General features: G+C 66.1%; 18 protein-coding genes. 6 read left to right on the top strand and 12 right to left on the bottom strand.

The features are described 5' to 3' along the window. Positions 1–55 precede the first annotated feature (55 nt). Positions 56–1,747, top strand: a complete 1,692-nt coding sequence (gene betA, locus ACRWQA_RS07265) for a choline dehydrogenase (protein WP_434227773.1) — start codon at positions 56–58, stop codon at positions 1,745–1,747. Positions 1,748–1,957: 210 nt separating this feature from the next. After that, on the top strand, positions 1,958–4,402 hold the full coding sequence (locus ACRWQA_RS07260; RefSeq protein WP_434227774.1) for an acyl-CoA dehydrogenase: 2,445 nt from the start codon (positions 1,958–1,960) through the stop codon (positions 4,400–4,402). 64 nt (positions 4,403–4,466) lie between these two features. On the opposite strand, the gene ACRWQA_RS07255 is transcribed toward ACRWQA_RS07260, so the two are convergent. The 3 genes from ACRWQA_RS07255 to ACRWQA_RS07245 form a co-directional block, all read right to left on the bottom strand. Beyond that, the gene (locus ACRWQA_RS07255) at positions 4,467–6,365 is read right to left on the bottom strand and encodes an SLC13 family permease (protein WP_263580484.1); all 1,899 of its coding nucleotides are present in this window, start codon (positions 6,363–6,365) and stop codon (positions 4,467–4,469) included. A gap of 234 nt (positions 6,366–6,599) precedes the next feature. Beyond that, the gene (locus ACRWQA_RS07250) at positions 6,600–7,163 is read right to left on the bottom strand and encodes a carboxymuconolactone decarboxylase family protein (RefSeq protein ID WP_263580485.1); all 564 of its coding nucleotides are present in this window, start codon (positions 7,161–7,163) and stop codon (positions 6,600–6,602) included. Positions 7,164–7,172: 9 nt separating this feature from the next. Beyond that, positions 7,173–8,501 carry an aspartate aminotransferase family protein gene (locus tag ACRWQA_RS07245; RefSeq protein WP_263580486.1) on the bottom strand — a complete coding sequence of 443 codons (1,329 nt, stop codon included), beginning with the start codon at positions 8,499–8,501 and terminating at the stop codon, positions 7,173–7,175. A 146-nt stretch (positions 8,502–8,647) separates the two neighbouring features. On the opposite strand from ACRWQA_RS07245, the gene ACRWQA_RS07240 reads away from it, so the two are divergent. Further along, positions 8,648–9,553 (top strand): MurR/RpiR family transcriptional regulator, encoded by a 906-nt coding sequence (locus ACRWQA_RS07240; RefSeq protein WP_434227777.1) that lies wholly within the window; start codon positions 8,648–8,650, stop codon positions 9,551–9,553. A 109-nt stretch (positions 9,554–9,662) separates the two neighbouring features. Continuing rightward, a complete protein-coding gene (locus tag ACRWQA_RS07235; RefSeq protein ID WP_434227779.1) occupies positions 9,663–12,626 on the top strand; it encodes a LysM peptidoglycan-binding domain-containing protein in 2,964 nt (987 codons plus the stop codon). Between the two features lie 73 nt (positions 12,627–12,699). Here ACRWQA_RS07235 and ACRWQA_RS07230 read toward each other — a convergent pair whose 3' ends face one another. Both ACRWQA_RS07230 and ACRWQA_RS07225 read right to left on the bottom strand, forming a co-directional pair. Further along, the gene (locus ACRWQA_RS07230; protein ID WP_434227781.1) at positions 12,700–13,677 is read right to left on the bottom strand and encodes an NADPH:quinone reductase; all 978 of its coding nucleotides are present in this window, start codon (positions 13,675–13,677) and stop codon (positions 12,700–12,702) included. 88 nt (positions 13,678–13,765) lie between these two features. Beyond that, complete coding sequence (locus ACRWQA_RS07225; RefSeq protein WP_263580490.1) at positions 13,766–14,326, bottom strand: hypothetical protein; 561 nt, start codon at positions 14,324–14,326, stop codon at positions 13,766–13,768. Between the two features lie 136 nt (positions 14,327–14,462). On the opposite strand from ACRWQA_RS07225, the gene ACRWQA_RS07220 reads away from it, so the two are divergent. Then, a complete protein-coding gene (locus ACRWQA_RS07220) occupies positions 14,463–15,227 on the top strand; it encodes a glycerophosphoryl diester phosphodiesterase (protein WP_263580491.1) in 765 nt (254 codons plus the stop codon). A 72-nt stretch (positions 15,228–15,299) separates the two neighbouring features. Beyond that, on the top strand, positions 15,300–16,640 hold the full coding sequence (gene nadE / locus ACRWQA_RS07215; RefSeq protein WP_434227783.1) for an NAD(+) synthase: 1,341 nt from the start codon (positions 15,300–15,302) through the stop codon (positions 16,638–16,640). A gap of 80 nt (positions 16,641–16,720) precedes the next feature. Here nadE and ACRWQA_RS07210 read toward each other — a convergent pair whose 3' ends face one another. Genes ACRWQA_RS07210 through ACRWQA_RS07180 form a run of 7 tightly spaced genes read right to left on the bottom strand, consistent with a single transcriptional unit; the run spans position 16,721 to position 23,446 of the window. Further along, on the bottom strand, positions 16,721–18,187 hold the full coding sequence (locus tag ACRWQA_RS07210; protein WP_434227785.1) for a cobyric acid synthase: 1,467 nt from the start codon (positions 18,185–18,187) through the stop codon (positions 16,721–16,723). Next, positions 18,184–18,891: a 5,6-dimethylbenzimidazole synthase gene (gene bluB / locus ACRWQA_RS07205; protein ID WP_434227786.1), complete on the bottom strand. Its 708-nt coding sequence runs from the start codon at positions 18,889–18,891 to the stop codon at positions 18,184–18,186. Before bluB ends, ACRWQA_RS07210 begins: the two co-directional genes overlap by 4 nt. After that, positions 18,888–19,499, bottom strand: a complete 612-nt coding sequence (cobO, locus tag ACRWQA_RS07200) for a cob(I)yrinic acid a,c-diamide adenosyltransferase (protein WP_263580494.1) — start codon at positions 19,497–19,499, stop codon at positions 18,888–18,890. The genes bluB and cobO overlap by 4 nt, the downstream gene beginning before the upstream one ends. 13 nt (positions 19,500–19,512) lie before the next feature. Then, a complete protein-coding gene (locus ACRWQA_RS07195; RefSeq protein ID WP_434227788.1) occupies positions 19,513–20,835 on the bottom strand; it encodes a cobyrinic acid a,c-diamide synthase CobB in 1,323 nt (440 codons plus the stop codon). A 1-nt stretch (position 20,836) separates the two neighbouring features. Then, on the bottom strand, positions 20,837–21,604 hold the full coding sequence (locus ACRWQA_RS07190; protein ID WP_263580496.1) for an ABC transporter ATP-binding protein: 768 nt from the start codon (positions 21,602–21,604) through the stop codon (positions 20,837–20,839). Then, positions 21,604–22,587 carry a FecCD family ABC transporter permease gene (locus tag ACRWQA_RS07185; protein ID WP_263580497.1) on the bottom strand — a complete coding sequence of 328 codons (984 nt, stop codon included), beginning with the start codon at positions 22,585–22,587 and terminating at the stop codon, positions 21,604–21,606. The genes ACRWQA_RS07190 and ACRWQA_RS07185 overlap by 1 nt, the downstream gene beginning before the upstream one ends. A 4-nt stretch (positions 22,588–22,591) precedes the next feature. Further along, positions 22,592–23,446 (bottom strand): cobalamin-binding protein, encoded by an 855-nt coding sequence (locus ACRWQA_RS07180; protein WP_263584000.1) that lies wholly within the window; start codon positions 23,444–23,446, stop codon positions 22,592–22,594. Positions 23,447–23,483 lie beyond the last annotated feature (37 nt).

Below are 23,483 nucleotides of genomic sequence, written 5' to 3'. Positions count from 1 at the left end.
GCTAGGCTGCGGCAGTCCGAAGCTCCACTTCCGTTTCAGCCTTGGGGAGATCGTTATGTCCCAGATTCGTGAATTCGACTACGTCATCATCGGTGCCGGCTCGGCCGGCAACGTGCTGGCCACCCGCCTCACCGAGGACCCGGCGGTCAGCGTGCTGCTGCTCGAAGCCGGCGGCCCCGACTACCGCTTCGACTTCCGTACCCAGATGCCCGCCGCCCTGGCCTACCCGCTGCAGGGCAAGCGCTACAACTGGGCCTTCGAGACCGACCCGGAACCGCACATGAACGGCCGCCGCATGGAGTGCGGTCGCGGCAAGGGGCTCGGCGGCTCGTCGCTGATCAACGGCATGTGCTACATCCGCGGCAACGCCCTGGATTACGACAACTGGGCCGGCATGGCCGGCCTCTCGGACTGGCGCTACGCCAACTGCCTGCCCTACTTCCGGAAGTCAGAGTGCCGCGACAGCGGTGCCAATGCCTACCACGGCGGTGACGGGCCGGTCAGCGTTACCACGCCCAAGGAAGGCAACAACGAGCTTTATCGCGCCTTCATCGATGCCGGCGTGCAGGCCGGCTACCCCGAGACCGAGGACGTCAACGGCTACCAGCAGGAGGGCTTCGGTCCCATGGACCGTTTCGTCACGCCCAAGGGGCGGCGCGCCTCCACCGCCCGGGGATACCTCGACCAGGCCAAGCAGCGCGACAATCTCACCATCGAGACCCACGCCACCACCGACGTGATCGAGTTCGAGGGCAAGCGCGCCGTGGGCGTGCGCTACCTGCGCCGTAGCCAGACCCACCAGGTCCGTGCCCGCCGTGAGGTACTGCTATGTGCCGGTGCCATCGCCTCGCCGCAGATCCTGCTGCGCTCGGGCGTGGGCAACCCCGAGCACCTGCGCGAGTTCGACATCCCCGTGGTGCACGAACTGCCCGGTGTCGGAGAAAACCTGCAGGATCACCTGGAGATGTACATCCAGTACGAGTGCAAGCAGCCGATCACGCTCTACCCGGCGCTGAAGTGGTTCAACCAGCCCAAGATCGGCGCCGAGTGGCTGCTGCGTGGCAGCGGCATCGGCGCCAGCAACCAGTTCGAGTCGTGTGCGTTCATCCGCACCCACGACGAGGAGCCCTGGCCCAACCTGCAGTATCACTTTCTGCCCATCGCGATCAGCTACAACGGCAAGAGCGCGGTGCAGGCACACGGTTTCCAGGCCCACGTGGGCTCGATGCGCTCCGAGAGCCGCGGGCGCATTCGCCTGACCTCGCGTGACCCGGCCGCCGCCCCGAGCATCCTGTTCAACTACATGTCTACCCAGAAGGACTGGCAGGAGTTTCGCGATGGCATCCGCCTGACCCGCGAGATCATCGCCCAGCCGGCCATGGACGCCTACCGCGGCCGCGAGATCTCGCCGGGGCCGGACGTGCAGAGCGACGAGGAGCTGGACGCCTTCGTACGCGAGCATGCCGAGACTGCCTACCACCCCTGTGGCAGCTGTCGCATGGGCGAAGGCGACGACGCGGTGGTCGATGGCCAGGGTCGCGTGCATGGGCTCGAAGGGCTGCGCGTGGTGGACGCCTCGCTGTTCCCGGCGATACCCACCGGCAACCTCAACGCGCCGACCATCATGCTGGCCGAGAAGATCGCCGACCGTATCTGCGGCCGCGAGCCGCTGCCGCCCTCCGATGCGCCCTACTACGTATCCGGTGACAGCCCAGCCAGACGCGAGCCCCAACGCCGCCTGACCTAGGAAACACTGCACAAATGCCTGCGCGAGCGAATCGCTCGGCGATTTGTTCAGCGCTTCCCTAAGGCTCTTTGTCTCGCCACACAGCGCCCCGCCCTCGAGCGGGGCGCCTTCGTTCGTGCCTTTCACTGGGCTGGCCACCTGTCGCAAGATGGGCTAGGCTGACACATTCAAACAACTGTTCTAAACATGAACCAAGGGAGCGCTGAAGAAATGCTCACCCTCATACTGCTCATCCTCACCGTCGCTGGCCTGCTGGCGTTAATGCGGCGAGAGGCTGGCGCCATGCCAATCCTGGTAATGCTCGGCGGCCTTGGCCTGGTGAGTCTGCTGGTCTCCCCCGTGCTTGGCGTTCTGCTGCTGCTCGGTGCGGCGGCGGTTGCCGTGGCCGGCCTGCCGGCACTGCGTATCCAATGGCTCACGCCGCGCCTGTTCGCCATGTTCAAGCGCGTCTCGCCCAAGGTGTCCGATACCGAGCGCACCGCGCTGGAGGCCGGCACCGTGGCCTGGGATGGCGAACTCTTCTCGGGCCGCCCGCGTTGGGACAAGCTGATGAGCTATCACGACGATGGCCTGAGCGAGGAGGAACAGCGCTTTCTCGAGCATCAGTGCAGCGTGGCCGCCGGTATGTGCAACGCCTGGGAGATCGCCAAGGAGCGCGCCGACCTGCCCGAGGAGCTGTGGCAATACCTGAAGAAGGAAGGCTTCTTCGGCATGATCATCCCCAAGGAGTACGGCGGCCTGGGCTTCTCGGCCAAGGCGCAGTCGCTGGTGCTGCAGAAGCTTTCGATCAGCGAGACGCTGATGGTCACGGTGGGCGTGCCCAACTCCCTGGGCCCGGGCGAACTGTTGCTCAAGTACGGCACCCAGGCGCAGAAGGATCACTACCTGCCGCGTCTGGCCGACGGGCGGGACATCCCCTGCTTCGGTCTTACCGGCCCGCGCGCCGGTTCCGATGCCACCTCGCTGCCCGACACCGGCATCGTGTGCAAACAGGTGATCGACGGCGAGGAGGTGCTGGGCCTGCGCCTCAACTTCGAGAAGCGCTGGATTACCCTGGCCCCGATCGCCACCGTGGTGGGCCTGGCCTTCCGCCTGTTCGACCCCGACCACCTGCTGGGCGAAGAGGAGGACCGCGGCATTACCCTGGCGCTGGTGCCGCGCAACACTGCCGGCATGGAGATCGGCCGCCGCCATCACCCCATCGGCAGCCCCTTCCTCAACGGCCCGATCAAGGGCAAGGACATCTTCGTACCGCTGGACACCATCATCGGTGGCACCGAGATGATCGGCCAGGGCTGGCGCATGCTGGTGGAGTGCCTTTCCATCGGCCGCTGCATCACCCTGCCCTCCGGCGCCAGCGGTACCTCGCGCTACGCCCTGGGCTGGACCGGCGGCTTCGCCCGTATTCGTCGCCAGTTCAACGTCCCCGTGGTGGAGATGGAGGGTGTGCAGGAACCGCTCGCCCGCATGGCGTCCCTGGGCTATATCGCCCAGGCCGCGGTCTACCAGACCGCCAATACCATCGACCGCGGCGAGAAGCCGGCGGTACCCTCAGCGATCCTCAAGAGCCAACTCACCGAGTTCCAGCGCATTGTCCTCTCCGACGCCATGGACATCCACGGCGGCAAGGCGGTGACCCTGGGGCCGCGCAACTACCTGGGCATCGGTTACAGCGCCAACCCGGTCGCGATCACGGTCGAGGGTGCCAACATCATGACCCGCAACCTGATGATCTTCGGTCAGGGCGCCATCCGCTGCCACCCCTTCGTGCTGGAGGAGCTGGCCGCCTCGGACAGCAACGATCTACCGGCCTTCGATCGCGCCTTCTTTGGCCACGCCGCCCTGGTCTTCGGCAATGCTGCCCGCGCCTTCACCATGGGGCTCGGCATCGGCAAGCCAAGCGTACCCTTCGATGCGGTCGCCGCGCCCTACGCTCGCGACATGGCGCGCCTGTCGGCCGGCTTCAGCCTGTGCGCCGATGCCGCCATGGCCAGTCTCGGTGCCGCCCTCAAGCAGCGCGAGATGATCTCGGCACGGCTGGGCGACGTGCTCTCCAACCTTTACCTCGCTTCGATGGTGCTCAAGCACTGGCAGGAAGGCGACAAGGTCGAGAGTGAAGCCGCCCTGCTGCACTACAGCTGCATTCACCTGCTGCAGCGCGCCGAACAGGCCTTCGACGAGCTGTTCGACAACCTGCCCAACCGCACCCTGGCCGGCGTGCTGCGGGCCGTGGTGATGCCGCTGGGCCGCCGCTGGAAGCGCCCCGCCGACCACCTGACCAGGGACATCGCCCAGGCGGTATCTCGCGATACAGCTCTGCGCGCCAAGCTGATCGAGGCGACCTGGCAGAACGACGATGGCGTCAAGGAAAACCCGCTGGCGCACTACAACGCCCTGCTGGCCGACTACGACCGCGCCGAAGTGCTCTATCGCACGGTCAACAAGGCTTATGCCAAGGGCGAGCTACCGCGCCAGGCGCTGCACCCCGAGGCACGCCTGGAAGCCGCCCGGGATAAGGGTCTGGTCAGCGAGGAGGATGCCGAGTTCATGCGCCGCTTCGAGGCCGAGGTGCTGGAACTGCTCAGCGTCGACGACTTCGAGTACGACGAGTTCGCCACTGACAAGGCCAATATCCTGCGCCATAACGCAGCCTGACGCCTCATCTCGACTGCAGCAACCCTCCGCCCCGGCCCCGTGCCGGGGCTCTTATTTCACTCTCTTATAGAGGCCACACAATTAGAATCATCGGTATCGCAACCGCCAGTACCACCAGTTCCAAGGGCAGCCCCATCTTCCAATAGTCACCGAAACGGTAGCCACCGGGTCCCATCACCAGGGTATTGGACTGGTGGCCGATGGGGGTCAGGAAAGCGCAGGAGGCGCTGACAGCCACAACCATGAGGAATGGGTCGATCGATGCATCGAAACCGTTGGCCAGGCTTACGGCTATGGGTGCCATCAGCACCGCCGCTGCCGCGTTATTGATGACATCCGATAGCATCATGGTGATCACGAAGAGCACTATCAGGGTAACCACTGCGGGCCACTGCCCTCCCCATACCAGCATCGCTTCTGCGATCAGCGCCGCGCCGCCACTGGTCTCGAGCGCCTGCCCCACCGGAATCATCGCGGCGAGCAGCACGATCACCGGGCCGTCGATGGCCTCGTAGCCGTCACGCAGCGGCAGCACTCCCACCAACAGCGAGACCACTGCCGCACTCGAGAGCGCTATCGCCGCGGGCAGGGCTCCCAGCAGAATGGCCAGGATGGCTGCTGCAAAGATGCCCAGCGAGACCAGCAGCATGCGCGGCTGACCCAGCGCCAGGTTGCGGCTCGCCAGCGGCAGACACCCCAGCGTCGCCAGGCTCTCGGAGAGCTCGCTCTCGCCACCCTGTAGCAGCAGGACGTCGCCAGCACGAAAGCGGATATCGCGAAGGCGCTGCTTGAGCCGGCCCCCGTCCCGAGCTACCGCTACCAGGTGCAGCCCGAACTGGTTGTGCAGGCGTAACTGACTCACGGTACGATTAACCATCATGGAGTCGGTTCGCACCACCGCCTCGACCAATTCGAGCCCCTCGGTATCGACCCGCTTTTTCTTTTCCTTTTTCTCCTTATCTTTCTTATCTTTCCTCTCCGTCCGCTGGTCGTTGCTGTCATTGCTCGGCTGATGCTGGACAGGATCGACACGCTCCCCGCTAACATCATCGGCTGCTTCTTCTGCCGGGTCCTCCGGCTCGACGCCGAGAGACAGCCCAGCCTTGTCCTCCAGCAGCTTCATTTCCTCGGGGCCCGCCTCCAGCATGAGAATATCGCCCTCCCTGAGTACGCCGAAGAAGGCGTGGCCGGCGCGGCGCTTGTCATCGCGTACTACCGCCAGCACCGGGATGGTCTCTTCCAGCTCCCGCTGCAGCTCACGCAGGGTCAGCCCGTTGGCCTTGGAGTCCTCGCCGACCTTGAGCTCGACCAGGTAGTTGGCGGTATCGAACATCGCCTCGGTGGAAGCCTTGCCGGCGCGCTGGGGAACCAGCCGCCAGCCGATCAGCAGTATGAAAGCCAGCCCGGCCACGGCCACGGCCACACCGACCGGCGAAAAGGAGAACAACCCGAAAGCCTCGCCAGAAACCGAGCGACGATAGCTGGCGATAATGATATTGGGCGGCGTGCCGATCAGGGTGGTGAGTCCACCCAGCAGCGATCCAAAGGCCAGCGGCATCAACAGCAGGGAGGGCGAGGTGTCGTGCTCTCGCGCCAGGCGCATGGCCACGGGCAACAACAGCGCCAGGGCACCGACATTGTTCATGAAGCCGGAGAGGACTACGACGGTAACGCTCAGCGCCACCAGTTGCAGGAAGAGGCGGTCGCCGACCTTGAGCACCTGCTCGGCGATCACGTCCACGACCCCGGAACGCTCGAAGCCGCGGCTCAGCACCAGTACCGCGGCAACGGTGATCACCGCAGGATGGCCAAAGCCCAGAAACGCTTCGTCGCCCGGCACCAGGCCCAACAGAACCGACCCCAGCAGGGCCGTCAGCGCCACCAGATCATAGCGGAAGCGCCCCCAGACGAAGGCGGCCAGCGTCAGGCCCAGCACGATGAATACCAGCGTATGATCGGCCATTCCAACCGCTCCCTGTTGTGGCTCTTTGGCCTCAGCACAACAGTCGCACGCAAAAAAATCCAGCCTTTTCTGCAACTTCGGCCACACCATGAAAAAACCCGGCCGTGGCCGGGTTCAGTAGTGCTGATAAACTTCTGCCGAACGCTTACTTCGCCATCCTCTCGAGCATGGCGTTGACCGCCTCGAGATGCTCCGGTACGTAGTGGCAATGCCTTGAAACACGACGCGCCGGCCTTACGGCTCGCTGAACGGCAGGGGAGCATCCGTGTCGCGACGCACCGCGAAGACGTTGAGGGTCATGGCCACCAGGGCGTAATAGCCGAACACCCCTACCAGCTCGACCACCGCGGGTTCGCCGAAGGTCTCGACGGCTTCGGCATAGAGCGCCTCGTCGACTCGCCGGGTGGCATAGAGCGTGCTGCCCAGGCGATAGATCAGGCGCTCGTCATCCCGTTCGAAGACCGGCTCCTGGTCCGTGCGCAGCGCCTCGATCACCGCGTCGCTGACCCCGGCCTCGCGGGCGATGGGCTCGTGGATCTGCCACTCGGCCTGGGACCGCCACCAGGCAGCGGTGACCAGGATCGCCAGTTCGGTCAGGCGCAGCTCCAGCCGCGTGCCGTAGCGGCAGAAGGCGCCCAGACGCTGGGCGTGATCGGCCAGGCCCGGGCTATGGACCCATGCCAGGAAGGGGCCGTCCAGGTTGCCGCGTGGACCGCTGAGGATCTCCTCCAGTACGCGACGCTGCTCTGCGTCCAGGCGCGCCTCGTCGAGTGGGCTCAGGCGGGATTCGATGGCCATGCGTATCTCCTATCGGCTGCCCAGCGCACTGCGCAGGGCGATATCGAGCTTGTCGACGATCTCATCCAGATGGCTTTCCGCGAGGATGAAGGGCGGCGCCAGCAGGATGTGATCGCCCTGACGACCGTCGATGGTACCGCCCATCGGATAGCACATCAGCCCCGCCTGCATGGCGGCCTTCTTTATGCGTGCATGCACCTTGCGCTCGGGTTCGAATGCCGCCTTGGTGGTGCGATCCGCTACCAGCTCCAAGCCCTGGAAGAGCCCCCGGCCGCGAATGTCGCCGATATGGGGATGCTCGCCGAAGCGCTCGGTCAGGCGCCGCTGCAGTCCCTCGCCCAGCTCACGCACCCGCGGCAGCAGGTCACGCTCCTGAATGGTCGTCTGTACCGCCAGCGCCGCAGCGCAGGCCGTCGCATGGCCGATATAGGTATGCCCGTGCTGGAAGAAGCCCGAGCCATTGGCAATGGCATCGCGGATACGCCCGCTGACCAGGGTGGCACCGATCGGCTGGTAGCCGGCCCCGAGCCCCTTGGCGATGGTGATCAGGTCGGCGGTGATGCCTTCCTGCTCGGCGGCGAACAGGGTGCCGGTGCGCCCCATGCCACACATCACCTCGTCGAGGATCAGCAGCACACCATGGCGATCGCACACCTCGCGGACCCGCTTGAAATACCCCGACACCGCGGGCACCGCACCCATGGTGGCACCCACCACCGGCTCGGCCACGAATGCCATCACGTTCTCCGGCCCGAGTCGCAGGATCTCGCCCTCGAGCTCATCGGCCAGGCGCACCGCATAGGCCTCGGGGGTCTCATCCTCCTTCAGGCCACGATAGGCATAGCAGGGGCTGACATGGCTCACGTCGATCAGCAGCGGCTCGAACTGCTGGCGCCGCCAGGCGTTGCCCCCGGTGGCGAGCGCCCCCAGCGTATTGCCGTGGTAGCTCTGGCGGCGCGCAATCAAGTGCCTACGCTGCGGCTGGCCGATCTCGATGAAGTACTGGCGCGCCAGCTTCAAGGCCGCCTCCATCGCCTCGGAGCCACCCGAGACGAAGTAGACCGACTCGAGCCCTGCGGGTGCGCGCTCGATCAGGAAGTCGGCCAGGGTTTCCATCGGCTCGGTGGTGAAGAAAGCGGTGTGGGCGTAGGCCACCTTGCCCACCTGCTCGCGAATGGCCTCGATGACGGCGGCATCGCTATGCCCCAGGCAGGAGACCGCGGCTCCACCGCAGGCATCCAGGTAACGCCGCCCCTGATCGTCGATCAGGTAAGGGCCTTCGCCCTTGACGGCTGTGGGGTAATCCTGCGTCAGGCTGCGATGGAAGACGTGGCTCATGGAATTCTCCGGGTTGACAATACGCAAAATATAAATGCTCTATTATAATTTGCAATTGATATTTGCAAAAACTTCCAACCCAGCATCCCCAGCAGGTCAAAGGCTACAATGCTCTCCCGACGCCCCGAGAGAAGTGAATCGATGCAATGACGGAACCCCCCACCACACCCCCGCAGACGCTGAACGGCCTCAAGCAACGACTCAAGGCCATCGAAGCCGGCGAGGCGGGCATCCGGCTGGGCAAGCGCTCCCGGCACACACTTGCGCTGCTTATCGAGGCACCGCAACAGGCCGCTGTCTCCACCATCAGCGAGTTGGCGGTCCAGTTGGGCGTCAATGCCTCGACGCTCTCGCGCCTGGCCCAGCGCTTGGGCTATGGGGGATTCGGCCAGTTGCAGGCCGTCTTCCGCCGTGAAGTCACCGAAGGCCAGAGCTTCTACAGCGACCAGGCCTCCCGCCTCCTCGAAGCGAGCGGCGACACGGGGGAGCTGGCCCGGCTGAGCCGGCTGGTTCGGCAAGAGAGCGCCAACATGGCGGGCCTGCTGAAGCGCATCGATCCGGCGGCCTTCGAGCAGTCGGTGACGCTGCTGGCGACGGCCCGACGGGTGCGCGTCCACGGCATGCGCCAGTTCCATTCCCTGGCGCTGTTCATGGCCTATGGCCTGGGGATGCTGCGCCCCGACGTCGCCCCCCTGGACGCGGGCCGGCAAGGCGTCGCCGATGCCCTGGCCCAGCTCGCCCCCGGCGACGTACTAGTGGTGGCAAGCTGCTTCCCCTACACCCCGAGCGTGCTGGCCACGGCCGAGGTCGCGGCCCGCCACGGTATCGATGTCATTGCCCTGACCGACTCGGAGAGCTCTCCCCTGGCCCGGGTCGCGCGTCACAGCTTCCCGGTGCCCAATCACAGCCTGTTCTACAGCAACAGCATGTGTGCCTTCATGCTGCTCGCCCAAGGCCTGTTGAGTGAAGTGGCCAGCGTCTTGGGCGAGGCGGGGCTGGCGGCGCTCAAGCATCGCGAGACGATGATCGCCGAGCTCGGCGCTTCCCTGTGATCTCGCCCGGTCGCCCCTGAGGAAGTGCCACAAAAAATTCAACAAAGCTTAAGACACCAGGCCTTCGCTCCTCCCTATGGTTAAGCCTTCACGGAGGGAGGAGCGGAGCATGTCATACCGGATCGATATCGAATCGCTGCGCCGTTACCAGGCCGACGGCGTGACGTCCAAGGCCATGACCGAGGCGGAACGCCGGCGCTTCGAACAGGCCGTCGAAGAGGCCCTCAGTGCCCGAGCATCGGCAGGCGGACCAGGCGAAATCGACGACACGACGGAGCGGGTCTTCATCGTCGAGGAAGGCGACAGCCTGTGGGAGATCGCCGAAGAGCTCCACCTCGACTTCGACGAGTTCCTCGCCCTGAACGAGCGCGACGACATCTCCGATCCGGCCGAGATCGACCCCGGCGACGTCGTGTTCGTTCCGCATACCTCTCCCGAGGAGGCGGCCCAGTCGCCACGTGATGCCCAGGGCGTTCCCATCGGCGAAGACGATTTCATCGACGGCCTGCGCGAGCGAGGCAACGACCTCGAATATGCCGATGACCCGGCAGCGGTCGATTACGACGCCGAGATCGATGCCATCTCCCAGGACATCGAACGCTACCTGGCGGCACTGCCGGCCGATGAGCGGCAGGCCGCCCTGCAGCGTATCTACGATCACGACTGGGTGGATGCCGGCCCCGCCCAGATGGCGATCGAGCAGGCCGCGCAGAACAGCGGCCTGGCGCTCCAGCCGAGTAGCCATACCGGGCCGGAAGCGGAAGCGGAAGCCCGCGAGATCATTGCCGAAGCCCGTGAGCACAGCGATCCGCAAGAGGCACTCGACGTGCTCGAAGAGCGGTATGAGGACGCTTCTTCGGCGGTACGGGCGGCCCTGGATCGCTCCAGCGACACTCGGGAGATTGCCGCCGAAGCGGGGGCCGGGATCATCGCCGACGCCCGCGCCGAGGACGACCCGGCCGATGCGCTGCGCACCTATGAAGCGGGACGAGCCGATGCCCCCGAACGGGTGCAGAACGCTCTCGACCGCTCCAGCGACGCCCAGGCGATCATCGATGATGCCGCCGCCTGGGCAGCCGAGCCGCTTGACGGAGAGCTGGAAGGTACCGATACCCCGCAACGTCGAACCCTCGAGACGATCGAACGCCTCGACGCCCTGACCGAGGGACTGGGGGCCGAACTTGCCAGCGAGGTGGTGGATGCCCTGGTCGACGAGATCGAAGTGGCCAACCAGGGCGACCTGCAGGATTACGGCGGGGCGATGGCCGGGCCGAACGGCACCGCAATGCTGATGGAGATCCTTGACCGCATCGCCGGAACGGAAGCGGGCGACCGCGCGGTGAACCGGCTCGCCGAGCAGCTCCCGGTCGACATGAACACGGTGCGCAACGAGATGAACGAGGCGGTCTCCTCTGGCGAGGCCATTCCCAGCCTGGCCTTGGCGATCGCCTCGCTGGAAGGCGTGGAGGGCTTTCGTGACGAGGTCTTCAGCGCGGTGGAGCATTTCCGCGACGGTACCATCGCCGAGCAGGCCGATGACTATCACGAACATCTCGACGAATTGAGCTTCCTCATCCTCAACGGCGGCGCAGCGATGACTGAGGAACAGCTCGAAGCGGCCATCGACGACTACATCGCCTCGAATCCCGACTGGGAAGCGGAGTTCCAGGCGTTGCAGGAACAACTGGCCGACAGCGGTGCCGGGCTGCTGGAACAGATCGAGCAACTGCAGGCGCTGCCCGACGGTGTGCGGGCAGATCATCAGGCACGTATCGATGCCCTGCTCGACGACCCCAACGCCCAGTTGGCCGTCTCGACGGCCCTCCAGGAGAGACCCGAACTGGTGAAGGGGGAGTCGGGCGACGCCCTGATCGAAACCTTCAACGAACTGGGCATCACTGGCGACCACCCCCTCGCGGTGAGCCTGGCCGGCGCCTACCTGCGCGAGAACGTGATCCTGCCGGCCGGCGACATCGACCCCAGTGACGCCCAGTCGCTGGAGGAGGCCCGGACTCGGCTTGACGAGACACTGCGCAACAACCCGGGACTCGCCGAACTGCTCGGCACCACGGCCGACGAACTCGACGAGCTCGCCGATGCCTTCGAACCCCTGATACCTGAGTTCACCGATGATTTCGATCCGCAGCGCTACGGCATCGACGTGGCGCGCAACCTCAACAACACCCTGGACAAGACCAACGAGATCTTCCGCGACTCGCCCTACAATCGCGCCTTCCGCGCCTCTGCCCTCTCCATCGTCGGCTCGGGGCTGGCCAACGCCATCGACGCCTACGGCGACGATCCTTCGCTGCGCAGCGCCCTGCAGGTTTCCATCGAGACGGCGCGGGTCGGCGTGGATGGCGCTCAATTGGTCGATGCCCTGCTCACCGGCGGCGAGGGCTCCCGGGTCACCCCTGGCCTCAAGCTGGGCGGCAAATTCGTGCATCTGTTCGGTGCCGGGCTGGCCGGTGTCGATGCGCTGGTGCGCCTGAACGAGGGCGATGTCGTCGGTGCCGGTCTCAACGCGGCGGTGGCGGGCGGGGTCGGCTATGCGGTATTCGGCAGTTCGTCGCTGGCAGGCCCAGTCGGCTTCGGCATCGCCACCCTGGCCACCCTGGTCCAGTTCGGCCGCGACGCCTATCTGAACGCACAGCACAACAGCCGCTTCGAGACCCAGGCCACGGCGGATTTCCTCGCCCATGCCGGCTTCAGCGAGGAGGCAGCCCAGGTATTGATCGATCAGAGCGGCGGGGGGCACAGCGCGGTGCCCCTGCTGATCCGCTACGGCGAACTCCATGGGCTCTCGCCCGAGCAGACCGTGGAGTGGATCAACGCGATTGCAGAGGGTGAAAATGGCACGACGATGCTCGCCGCGCTGCGCGACAACCTGCACAACACGCTCGACGAGTTCGACGGCGACATCATGCAGTTCGATACCCATGCCGACGGTTTTGAACTCGCTTCACCCTCGCTCGGGGAATCCCGCAGCGGCTCCCTGACGCCACGCTCGCAGTTCGAGCTCGACGCCATTCTGCCGCAGCTCGATATCGAATCGCCCCAGGAGTATGCCTAGCACTGCCACTTGCCGGGCAAAACGACGACGCCCGCCTCTTCGAGGCGGGCGTCGTGTCATGCCGGTGCGGCTTTTAGGGCAACAGTATGGTCGAGCCGGTGGTCTTGCGGCCGGCCAGGGCGTCCTGGGCCTTACCTGCGTCGGCCAGGGCGAAGCGCTGGCCGATGTCGATCGTGACCTTGCCGCTGCCCAGCATGTCGAACAGATCGCGACACATCATCTCAAGCCGTTCGCGGGTGTCGGCATAGCCGTTGAGGCTGGGACGGGTCACGAACAGCGAGCCCTTCTGGTTGAGGATGCCGAGATTGACCCCATCGACCGGCCCCGAAGCGTTGCCAAAGCTGACCATCAGCGAACGCGGCTTGAGGCAGTCCAGCGAGGTGATCCAGGTGTCCTTGCCCACCGAGTCGTAGACCACGTCGCACATCTCGCCGTTGGTCAGCTCCCGAACCCGCGCCACCACATCCTCGCGGGTGTAGTCGATGGTCGCCCAGGCGCCATTCGATTTCGCCAGCTCGGCCTTCTCGGGGGAACTGACGGTACCGATCAGCTTCACTCCCAGCGCCTTGGCCCACTGGCAGGCAATGGAGCCGACCCCGCCCGCCGCCGCGTGCCACAGGATCGTCTCGCCACCCTCGAGCGGGCAGGTCTGGCGCAGCAGATACTGCACGGTCAGGCCCTTGAGCATGCTGGCCGCAGCGGTTTCCGCCTCGATGCCGTCAGGCAGTACCACGACCTTGTCGGCCGGCAACACGTGATATTCGGCATAGGCGCCGAGCGGCCCCTGGGCATAGGCGACCCGGTCGCCCTCCTTCAGGTGGCTCACGCCTTCGCCCACGGCATCGACCACGCCGGCCCCCTCGGTACCGAGCCCCGACGGCAGTCCCGGGACGGGATAGAGGCCGGTGCGAAAATAGATGTCGATGAAGTTGAGCCCGACGGCCTCGTTCCTGACCCGAACCTCGCCGGAAGCGGGATCGGCCGGTGTCACCTCGAGGAGCTCGAGCACCTCGGAGCCGCCGGTACGAGCAAACTGGATGCGCTTGGCCATGTCGTTTCCCTTTGTTCGCTAACGATAGAGTGACACCATCCAACCGCTGTTGGCCCATGCGGTCAAGCGAGTCGTACCACTACGGCGCTCAGCCGGGGAACGCTGCCAGCCGTTCGACGAAGAGCGCCTTCTCCTGTTCGAAGAAGCGCGGGTCGTGCTTGAAGCGTCGCAGCACCGCTTCATCGTCGAAGCCCAGCGCCGGCTCCAGCTCATTCACGCCACCCGCGGGGTGATGGGACGAGAGGCCAACACGCTGGCCGCCGGGAGCCGCGAACCAGCGATTGATGCCGCAACGGCGAAAGAACGCCTCTTCCTCCTGATCCACCGCGTCGACCCTCAGCGGCGCTTTCTGGGCCAGCTCGCGGATCAACCGACGCAGGCTTTCACGGTCACCGCCGGGCGAGGCGTGCAGCCGCAGTGCCATGCCCGAGCCCGATGAATCGAGCGCCAGCAGGGCCAGCGCACCGGGCCTGCCCTGATCGTCCACCAGCGCCCAGAGACGGGCGGCCTCCTGGGTGAACAACACCTGTCGCGTGCCGGTAAAAGTGACCAACGGCGATAGCCCCGCTTCCCTTCCATAGATATCGGCGCACAGGCGGGCGAGCCAGGCATCACGCTGCTCGTCACGCTCGGGGGTCATCACCTTCATGCCTTGCCTCATTGCATCGTCAAAGGCTGCAAGCCTAGCATAGTCGCGGTCGATTCCACGCGTGCCGCTAGTGGGTGGTCGCCACTCTGTCATCACTATCGGCTAGCCTGACCAGATCCTCCACCGGAGCCCAGACATGCCCCCATCGCACCCCGCTATTGCGCTGCCCAGACTGATCGCACACCGCGGGCTCTCCGCCCATGCCCCGGAGAATACGCTAACGGCCGTGAGGGCCGCGCACGATGCCGGCTATCAGTGGGTGGAACTCGACGTGCAGTTGCTCGGCGACGGCACCCCGGTGATCTGGCACGATGCCACGCTCAAGCGTTGCTCCGATGGGCATGGCAGGCTCGCCACGCTGGATCTCGCCGCGGTGCGCAAGCTCGATGTCGGCGCCTGGTTCGGCGACGGTTTTCGCGGCGAACGCATGGCCACCCTGAGTGACATGCTGGAATTGCTGGTAGAGCTGGACATGGGCGTCAACATGGAACTCAAGGTGACCAGCAAACGTAGCGGCACCGAACTGGCCGAGGTGGTGGTTCCTCGCCTGCTCAAGGCACTGCCGCCGGAGCGGCTGATCCTCTCCTCCTTCGACCAGCCCGCCCTGCAGCACGCCCGGTCCTTGGCCGATGCCTCCCTGCTGCCCATTGGCGTGCTCACCGAGGGCGTGCCCGAGAGATGGCAGTCGCGCTGCGAGGCGCTCGATGCCTACAGCATCCATACCGACTGGACTCGGCTCACCCCTCGCCGCGCACAGGAGATCAAGGCCGCCGGCTATCGCCTGCTGTGCTATACCCCCAACGACCCGGCCGCCTTCGCTCGGCGTTGGGAATGGGGCGTCGACAGCGCGATCAGCGATGACCCCGCCCTGTTTGCCGGTATCGCCCCGCCGCCGGCCTGACTGGGACATGCCACCGGAACATGCTATTCGGTTGGTCTAGCCTAAGAGGACGCATTGACAGGAGAAATGGCAATGGAACTGCTGGATCGAATTACGGACTATCTGATCGACAATGACCTCAAGCTCGCCACCGCCGAGTCCTGCACCGCTGGCCTGATCATATCGGAGCTGGCGAGGGTGCCGGGAAGCGGCCAGAGTATCGACTGCGGTCTCGGGGTCTATTCGCCCCAGTCGAAGAACCGCTACCTCGGCGTCAGCTTCGACACCATTGAGCGCCATGGCCTGACCAGCGAAGCCGTGGCCAGCGAGATGGCCGCCGGCGCCCTGAACAACAACGATGCCGACGTGGCCCTGGCCAATACCGGCATTGCCGGCCCTACCCCCGGTGACGACGACACGCCTATCGGCACCGTGTGCTTCGCCTGGGCATTCCGCCACAACGGTGATCATCACCACTATTGCGAAACCCGCCGCTTCGACGGCGAACGCGACGAAGTGCGCCTGGCCGCGGCCCACTACGCGCTGGAACGTCTGCCCCATTACCATCGACTGTGTCTCGATAGCACAACGGAAGCGGCGGAAGAAACACGCTCGCGCCAGGCCGTTCAGCGCGCTATCGGCGTGCAGCTGCAGGCCCGGGCTGACGTCGACGTCCAGCATGAGATCGAGCGCCGTCGCGACTTTCTCTGCAACATCATGCAGGAAAGCGGCCAGACGACGCTGGTGCTGGGCATCAGCGGCGGCGTCGACTCCACCGTGGCGGGCCGCCTGGCCCAACTGGCCGTGCAGAAACGCCGCGAACAGGGCGAACAGGCGACCTTCGTTGCGATGCGCCTGCCTTACGGCGTGCAGCAGGACGCCGACGATGCCGATAAGGCGTTGGCCTTCATCCAGCCTGACGAAGTGCTCGATGTGAACATCCAGGGCGCCAGCGATGCGCTGCTGGAATCGCTGGAAAGCGGCGGCCTGGCGTTCGAGGATGCCGGCCAGCGCGATTTCGTGCTGGGCAACATCAAGGCGCGCCAGCGCATGGTCACCCAGTATGCCGTGGCCGGTACTCGCGGTGGCCTGGTCATCGGCACCGACCAGGCCGCCGAGGCACTCATGGGTTTCTTCACCAAGTACGGCGATGGGGCCTGCGACGTCGCTCCCCTGACCGGCCTGACCAAGCGCCAGGTGCGCCTGCTTGGCCAACACCTCGGAGCCCCGGAAGAGCTGGTGAACAAGGCCCCCACCGCCGATCTCGAATCGCTCGCGCCACAGAAACTCGACGAGGTGGCCCTGGGTGTCACTTACGAGGAGATCGACGACTTCCTGGAGAACCGGGACGTGTCCGAGCGTGCTTTCGATACCATCCTCACCACCTACCGTCGCACCACGCACAAGCGCCAGTTGCCAATTGCTCCAGACTGAACATCCACCTCATCCCCAAAAGACAACGGGCCGACACTCAGGTGTCGGCCCGTATGCCAGACAACCCCACCCAATCGGGTTCACAGCCCTAGCAGCCGTTCGATGGCCGCCATGTCCAGGTGCGCTTCAAGGCAGTCGGCCAGCCGATCGAGTTCCTGCTGACGATGATCGTGGTAGTCCACCGCCGCGTCCGGCGCGTCGAGCCCACAGCGGGCGAGCAGCGCCGCGCAGGCCTCGGGGCGATCGAACAGGCCGTGCAGGTAGGTGCCCATGATCTGGCCGTCCGGGCTAACACCGCCATCAGGCCTCTCCTCCAGCTCCACCAGTGGCCGCTCCAGGCCAGGTCCTTCGCTTACACCGTTATGGATCTCGTAGCCACTGATCGCCACGCCTTCGGGTAGCAAGCGCCCACTCACGTTGCGCAGCTGCTTGCCTGCTACCATGCGCGTCTCGAAGTCGAGCAGGCCGAGCCCCGGCGTCGAGCCGGCTGGCCCTTCCAACCCGTCGGGGTCGTGCACCGCCTGCCCCAGCATCTGGAAGCCACCGCAGATGCCCAGCACCTTGCCGCCATAGCGCAGATGGCGCTGTATCACCGCTTCCCAGCCCTGGGCACGCAGCCAGGCAAGGTCGCTACGGGTACTCTTGCTCCCGGGCAGGATGATCAGGTCTGCAGGGGGAAGGGGCCGCCCCGGCCCGACCTGACTCGGCCCGATAAAGCTGAGCTCGACCTGCGGATGCAGGCGCAGCGGGTCGAGATCGTTGTGATTGCTGATGCGCGGCAGCGCCGGCACCGACACCTTGAGCGTGTCCCCCTGCCCCATCCGCCCGCTGCGGCCGATACTGTCCTCGGCATCGAGCAGCAATCCTTGCAGATAGGGCAGCGTGCCATATACCGGCTTGCCGGTCCGCTCGGCCAGCCAGTCGAGGCCCGGTTCGAGCAGGGCGATATCGCCGCGGAAGCGGTTGACGATGAAGCCATGGGTACGTGAGCGCTCGCTCTCGCTGAGCAGCTCCAGGGTGCCGACCAGTTGGGCGAAGACGCCGCCGCGGTCGATATCGCCGACTAGAATCACCGGACAATCCACCATCTCGGCGAAGCCCATGTTGGCGATGTCGTTCGTGCGCAGGTTGATCTCCGCCGGGCTGCCCGCCCCCTCGGCAATGATCACGTCATATCGGGAAGACAGCGCTTGCCAGGCCGCCAGCACGCTTTCACGTGCCGTACGCTTGTAGGCGTGATAATCCAGCGCGTCCAGATGGCCGTGCACTCGGCCGCGCAGGATAACCTGGGCGCCGCGGTCGCTCTCCGGCTTGAGCAGCACCGGGTTCATGTCGCTATGAGGCTCCACCCCCGCGGCCAGCGCCTGCAGCGCCGTGGAGCGGCCAATCTCGCCGCCATCCACGGTCACCGCGCTGTTGAGCGCCATGTTCTGCGGCTTGAACGGCGCCACCGACACGCCCCGCCGCGCCAGCAGCCGGCAAAGTCCCGCCACCACCGTGCTCTTGCCGGCGTCGGAGGTGGTGCCCTGGATCATCAGGGTGGTCATGGCCGTGCCACCTCGGCCAGTGCCTCTTGCAGCGCTTCATCCACCAGGGCGTGCCCCCAGCCATTGCCATGTACCAGCTCCGCCAGGGGAAGGCGCTGACGCCAACCCTTACGCGCCAGCTCGGGCTGCTCCAGAAACTCGCTGACATAGCCCAGGCACAGGTAGGCCAAGGGGTAGACCCGTTCCGGCAGGCTCAGCACCTGCGCCAGCTCATTCTGATCGAGGATGCTGACCCAGCCCACGCCAATACCCTCGGCCCGGGCCGCCAGCCACAGGTTCTGCACCGCCAGGCAGGTGCTGAACAGGTCCGTGTCGACGATGCTGTTGCGCCCCAGCACATGCTCGCCGCCTCGTGCCCTGTCGCAGGTGATGCACAGGTTGAGGGGGCTCTCCAGAATTCCCTCGAGCTTGAGGCGGCGATAGGTCTGCTGCCGCTCTTCGGAGAAGCGCTGCGCCCCTTTCTCGTTCTCACGCTCGAAGATGCCATGCACCCGGCGCCTCACCTCGAGGCTGTCGATCAGCAGGAAGTCCCAGGGCTGCATGAAACCCACCGAAGGGGCATGATGGGCAGCCGCCAGCAGGCGTGCCAGCACCTCCGGGGGAATCGGGTCCGGCAGGAACTGGGCGCGCACATCCCGACGCTCATGGATGGCGCGATAGACAGCGTCCCGCTGCGCCCGGGGAAAAGCGTGATCGGGAATCACAGCTCGATGCCCTTCTGCGCCTTGATTCCCTGCTCCTTGAAGGCGTGCTTGACCACACGCATCTCGGTAACGGTGTCGGCCAGCTCGATGAGTTGCTCGGGGGCGTAGCGACCGGTGATCACGACATGCTGCATCTCCGGGCGTACCTGCAGGTCATCGAGCACCCGGTCGAGATCGAGGTACTCGTAGCGTAGGGCGATATTGAGCTCATCGAGCAGTACCAGGTCGAAGCTGGCGTCGCCGAGCATGCCCCGCGCCACTTCCCAGGCGGCTTCGGCGGCCTGGATGTCACGCTCGCGATCCTGAGTATCCCAGGTGAAGCCCTCACCCATCACGTGGTACTGCACGCCCGGCTGACGGCGGAAGAACGCCTCTTCGCCGGTCTCCCGCGTGCCCTTGATGAACTGCACCACCCCTACCTTCATGCCGTGGCCGAGCGCGCGGGCCAGCATGCCGAAGCCGGAGCTGCTCTTGCCCTTGCCGGGCCCGGTGAGCACCAGCAGCAGGCCCTGCTCCTTCTGTGCAGCGGCAATGCGCTCCCGCATGATCTTCTGCTTGGCGGCCATGCGCTGGGCATGGCGCCGGGGATCCTTGGCGTTCTCCCGCATAAACGATCTCCTTTTACTCAGTGAAGCGCACCGGCTCGCCGCGGAAAATGGCGGCCACCAACCGCGGCGCCGAGGGGAAATAGCCGTGAAAGTAGCTGGCAACCGATCGACCCTCGACATAGACCGGCTCGGCCGGACTTCCGGCCAGGCGACGGGCATGGGCGATTGGCTCGAGCGGCGTTTCCAGCAGCGAATGGTGGTAGGTGTGGCCACGCAGCTCACCCGCTTCGGTGGTCAGGCTCTGCAGTCCCAAGGCGCTGAGCTTTCCAGCCATGCGCGCGGTGCCGGGCAGCAGCCCCAGCATGGCGTGCTCGACCCCCTCTCCATCCACCAGACGCTCCATGCATGCCATCAGCCCGCCGCATTCGGCCAGGATCGGTCTGCCGGCGTCGTGATGGGCACGGATCGTGGCAAGCATCGTCGCATTGGCAGCGAACCTCGCCGCATGCAGCTCCGGGTAGCCGCCAGGCAACCACAGGCCGTCGCACTCGGGCAGGACGTCATCGACCAAGGGTGAGAAGAAGCGCAGCTCGGCGCCCATCTGTGTGAGCAGGTCGAGATTGGCACGGTAGAGAAAGGCGAAGGCGTCGTCCCGAGCCACCGCGATACGCACGCCTTCGAGCAGGCGGGGCGGCGGCTCGGGGGCCTCGGCCTCGAGCATCACCTGCGCCGGCAGGCGGTCGAGCCCGGCTTCCTTCAGCACGTCGGCGGCGGCGTCGAGCTGGGTATCGAGCCCGGCCAGTTCGCCGGCCTGAACGAGACCCAGATGGCGATCGGGGATCTTCATCGCCGCGCTGCGCGGGATGGCGCCGAGCAGCGAGAGTCCCGCCGGCATGCTCCCAGCCAGCAGCTTGCCGTGGCCGGGACTGCCGACGCGATTGGCGATCACCTCGTGAATGGCGAGATCGGGATGAAAGTTGGCCAGCCCCTGGGCCACGGCACCGAAGGTCTGGGCCATGCCCCAGGCATCGATCACCGGCAGCGCCGGCAGCCCGGCGAGAATCGCCAGGTCGGCGCTGGAGGGATCGCCGTCGAACAAGCCCATGGAGCCCTCGACCAGGATCAGGTCGGCCTCCTGGGCAGCCTCGGCCAGGCGCCAGCGACACTCGTCTGCGCCTGTCATCCAGGGGTGCAACTGGTAGACCGGTTGGCCCGAGGCCACCTCCTGCACCATGGGGTCGAGGTAGTCGGGGCCGTGCTTGAAAACTCGCACGCGGCGCCCGGCGTTGCGGTGTAGCCGCGCCAGCGCTGCAGTCACCATGGACTTGCCCTGGCCTGAGCCGGGAGCGGTGATCAGGGCGGCATGGGCCTCGCCGCGAATCGTCGAAGTCGTCATATCACCTCACGGGTACGAAAACGGGGGCACCATCGATCTCGGCGGTGGCCAGGCGTTGACCGTAAAGCCGCTCCAGGGCGGCGGGCACCAGCATTCGCTCGGCCGCCCCCCAGCACGCCTCGCCATCGGGGTAGAGCAGCAGCAGATGATCGCACCAGCGTGCCGCCAGGTTGAGGTCGTGCAGACACATCATGACGGCCTTGCCCTGGGCGGCCTGCTCGGAAAGCAGAGCCATCACCGCGGTCTGGTGGTGCAGGTCGAGATGGTTGGTGGGTTCATCGGCAAGCCAGATATTCGGCGCCTGGGTCAGCACCGTGGCAATGGCCAGGCGTTGCCGCTCGCCGCCCGACAGTGTGCTCACCAGCCGCTCGGCCAGATGGTCGACATCGAGACGTTCGAGCGCCGCCTCGGCCAGGCGCAGGTCCTCGCCACCCTCCATCTGCCAGGGGGAAAGCCAGGGGTGGCGGCCAATCAGCGCGGTCTCACGTACCGTGGCGGGAAAACCATCGTGGCGCTCCTGGAACACCAGCCCCAGGGTACGCGCCACTTGCCGCCGGCCCAGCGCGGCCAGCGGGCGGCCATCGACGAGCACCCGGCCAGCCCGCGCTGCGCGCAACCCCGCCAGGGTATGCAGCAGCGTCGTCTTGCCGGCGCCGTTGGGGCCGAGCACGCCCCAGACCTGCCCCGGTTCGACGCTGAGCGACAACGGGCGACCGTCGTGACGCCCCGGCACGTCGACCACCAGCCCGCTGATTTCGAGGCGGTTCATCAGCGGCTCCGATACAGCAGGAACAGAAAGGTGGGCACGCCGAGCAGCGCGGTGATCACCCCCACCGGCAGTTGCTCGGGCGCGATCAGGATGCGCGCCAGGGTATCGGCCAGCACCAGCAGGATACCGCCGGCCAGCGCGCAGGCCGGCAGGATCAGGCGCTGGTCGTTGCCCAGCACCAGGCGCAGCATGTGCGGCACCACCAGACCGACGAAGCCGATGCTGCCGGCGGTAGTCACAGCCATCGCGGTGAGTACGCTGGCAGCGAGATAGATCATCCACTCCAGCGGACGCACGTTGACGCCCAGGGCTGCGGCTTGCAGCGGCCCGCGGGCCATGACGTTGAGGCTGCGTCCGAGCGGCGCCAGCAGCAGACAGATGAGCAGCAGCAGCGCCAGCGGCGGCCAGGGGGAGCGTGAATAGGAGAGATCCCCCATCAGCCAGTAGAGCATGCCGGGCAGGCGTTCAGCAGGGCTTATCGCCAGCATCAGCGTGATCACCGCGCCCCAGCCGGCTGCCACCACCACGCCGGTGAGCAGCAGGCGGGATGGCGTCCAACTGCCGGTGCCATGGGCCAGGCCGAAAACCAGCAGCGTCGAGAGAAAGGCCCCGGCGAAAGCCGAGCCGCTGATCACCGCCCCGCCCAACCCGGCAAGCATCGCCGCCAGCGCCCCAACCGAGGCACCACCGGATAACCCCAGCACATAGGGGTCGGCCAGCGGATTGCGCAGCAGCACCTGCATCAGGCCGCCGGCCACGGCAAGCAAGCCACCCACGGCGAAAGCCGAGAGTGAGCGAGGAATGCGTAGCTCGAGAATCAGCGTGCTCGCCAGCGGACTACCCTCTCCGCGTACCACTGCCCAGACATCGCCCAACGACAGCGCGGCGCTGCCCAGCGTGACCGACAGCAGCAGCGCTGCCAGCCCCAGCAGGGCCAGCACGCCCAGCGGCAGCCACAGCGAGCGGCGACGGGGAATCGTCATCGCTTCAGCGCTTGCCGCGGACATCGTCGAGCTTCTCGCAGAACAGGCGGCTGCCCTCCAGCAGCCGCGGCGTGGGCCGCTGTATCAGCGATGGCGGCACGAAGTAGAGGTTGTCGCGCTCGACCGCAGTCAGGTTCGGGTACTGCTCCCAGTGAGTCAGCCAGTCGCGGTTCTCCTCGCCCATGCCGCCGGCCAGGATCGCCTTGGGATCGGCGGCAAGCACCGATTCGTCATCGATGCGCGGCACCAGTCTCGTCAGCTCGCCGAAAACGTTGACGCCACCGCACAGGGTCAGCACCTTGCCGATCAGGTGCTCGTCGTTGATGGTCATCAGGGGCTCGTCCCACACCTGGTAGAACACCGGCACCGGCTCGGCGTCGGCGTAGCGCTTGGCGAGCGCGGCCATGCCTTGGCGAAATTCGGCGGCGACGCGGTCCCCCTCATCCCTGGTATCGGCAAGCAGGGCCAGCCGCTCGATGGCGCTGGAGACGTCTTCGAACTCACGCGGTTCGATATAGAACACCGGTACGCCGAGGGATTCGATGGTCTCTAGCTGCTCGGGGGGGTTGCCGGTGGTCCAGCCGATCACCAGGTCCGGGCGCAGCGAGACCAGCGCTTCGAGATCCATGCGAGTATGGCTGCCCACCGACGCCACCGCCCTGGCCTCTGGCGGATAGTCGCTGTAGGCCACCACCGCCACCACCTTCTCCCCCGCCCCGGCCGCATAGACCAGCTCCGTCGCTCCCGGCGAGAGCGCGGCAATGCGGCTGGCCGGCGCCTCGAGGCACACCTCGCGGTCGCGGTCGTCGATGGCACAGACTTCGGCCCTTGCCGCCTGGGGCAGCAGCAGCGCGAGCATGCCCAGCACGCCGAACAGGAGGTTCAAGCTCGAATGG

The sequence above is a fragment of the Billgrantia sp. C5P2 genome (genome assembly GCF_051062895.2).
The sequence above is the reverse complement of the archived record's forward strand: the minus strand, read 5'-3'. Positions and strand labels throughout refer to the sequence as shown.

What these genes read in the sequence shown, in the direction of transcription:
- betA (WP_434227773.1), top strand. Translation starts at nt 56, where the DNA reads ATGTCCCAGATTCGTGAATTCGACTACGTCATCATCGGTGCCGGCTCG.
- ACRWQA_RS07260 (WP_434227774.1), top strand. Translation starts at nt 1,958, where the DNA reads ATGCTCACCCTCATACTGCTCATCCTCACCGTCGCTGGCCTGCTGGCG.
- ACRWQA_RS07255 (WP_263580484.1), bottom strand. Translation starts at nt 6,365, where the DNA reads ATGGCCGATCATACGCTGGTATTCATCGTGCTGGGCCTGACGCTGGCC.
- ACRWQA_RS07250 (WP_263580485.1), bottom strand. Translation starts at nt 7,163, where the DNA reads ATGGCCATCGAATCCCGCCTGAGCCCACTCGACGAGGCGCGCCTGGAC.
- ACRWQA_RS07245 (WP_263580486.1), bottom strand. Translation starts at nt 8,501, where the DNA reads ATGAGCCACGTCTTCCATCGCAGCCTGACGCAGGATTACCCCACAGCC.
- ACRWQA_RS07240 (WP_434227777.1), top strand. Translation starts at nt 8,648, where the DNA reads ATGACGGAACCCCCCACCACACCCCCGCAGACGCTGAACGGCCTCAAG.
- ACRWQA_RS07235 (WP_434227779.1), top strand. Translation starts at nt 9,663, where the DNA reads ATGTCATACCGGATCGATATCGAATCGCTGCGCCGTTACCAGGCCGAC.
- ACRWQA_RS07230 (WP_434227781.1), bottom strand. Translation starts at nt 13,677, where the DNA reads ATGGCCAAGCGCATCCAGTTTGCTCGTACCGGCGGCTCCGAGGTGCTC.
- ACRWQA_RS07225 (WP_263580490.1), bottom strand. Translation starts at nt 14,326, where the DNA reads ATGAAGGTGATGACCCCCGAGCGTGACGAGCAGCGTGATGCCTGGCTC.
- ACRWQA_RS07220 (WP_263580491.1), top strand. Translation starts at nt 14,463, where the DNA reads ATGCCCCCATCGCACCCCGCTATTGCGCTGCCCAGACTGATCGCACAC.
- nadE (WP_434227783.1), top strand. Translation starts at nt 15,300, where the DNA reads ATGGAACTGCTGGATCGAATTACGGACTATCTGATCGACAATGACCTC.
- ACRWQA_RS07210 (WP_434227785.1), bottom strand. Translation starts at nt 18,187, where the DNA reads ATGACCACCCTGATGATCCAGGGCACCACCTCCGACGCCGGCAAGAGC.
- cobO (WP_263580494.1), bottom strand. Translation starts at nt 19,499, where the DNA reads ATGCGGGAGAACGCCAAGGATCCCCGGCGCCATGCCCAGCGCATGGCC.
- ACRWQA_RS07195 (WP_434227788.1), bottom strand. Translation starts at nt 20,835, where the DNA reads ATGACGACTTCGACGATTCGCGGCGAGGCCCATGCCGCCCTGATCACC.
- ACRWQA_RS07190 (WP_263580496.1), bottom strand. Translation starts at nt 21,604, where the DNA reads ATGAACCGCCTCGAAATCAGCGGGCTGGTGGTCGACGTGCCGGGGCGT.
- ACRWQA_RS07185 (WP_263580497.1), bottom strand. Translation starts at nt 22,587, where the DNA reads ATGACGATTCCCCGTCGCCGCTCGCTGTGGCTGCCGCTGGGCGTGCTG.
- ACRWQA_RS07180 (WP_263584000.1), bottom strand. Translation starts at nt 23,446, where the DNA reads ATGCTCGCGCTGCTGCTGCCCCAGGCGGCAAGGGCCGAAGTCTGTGCC.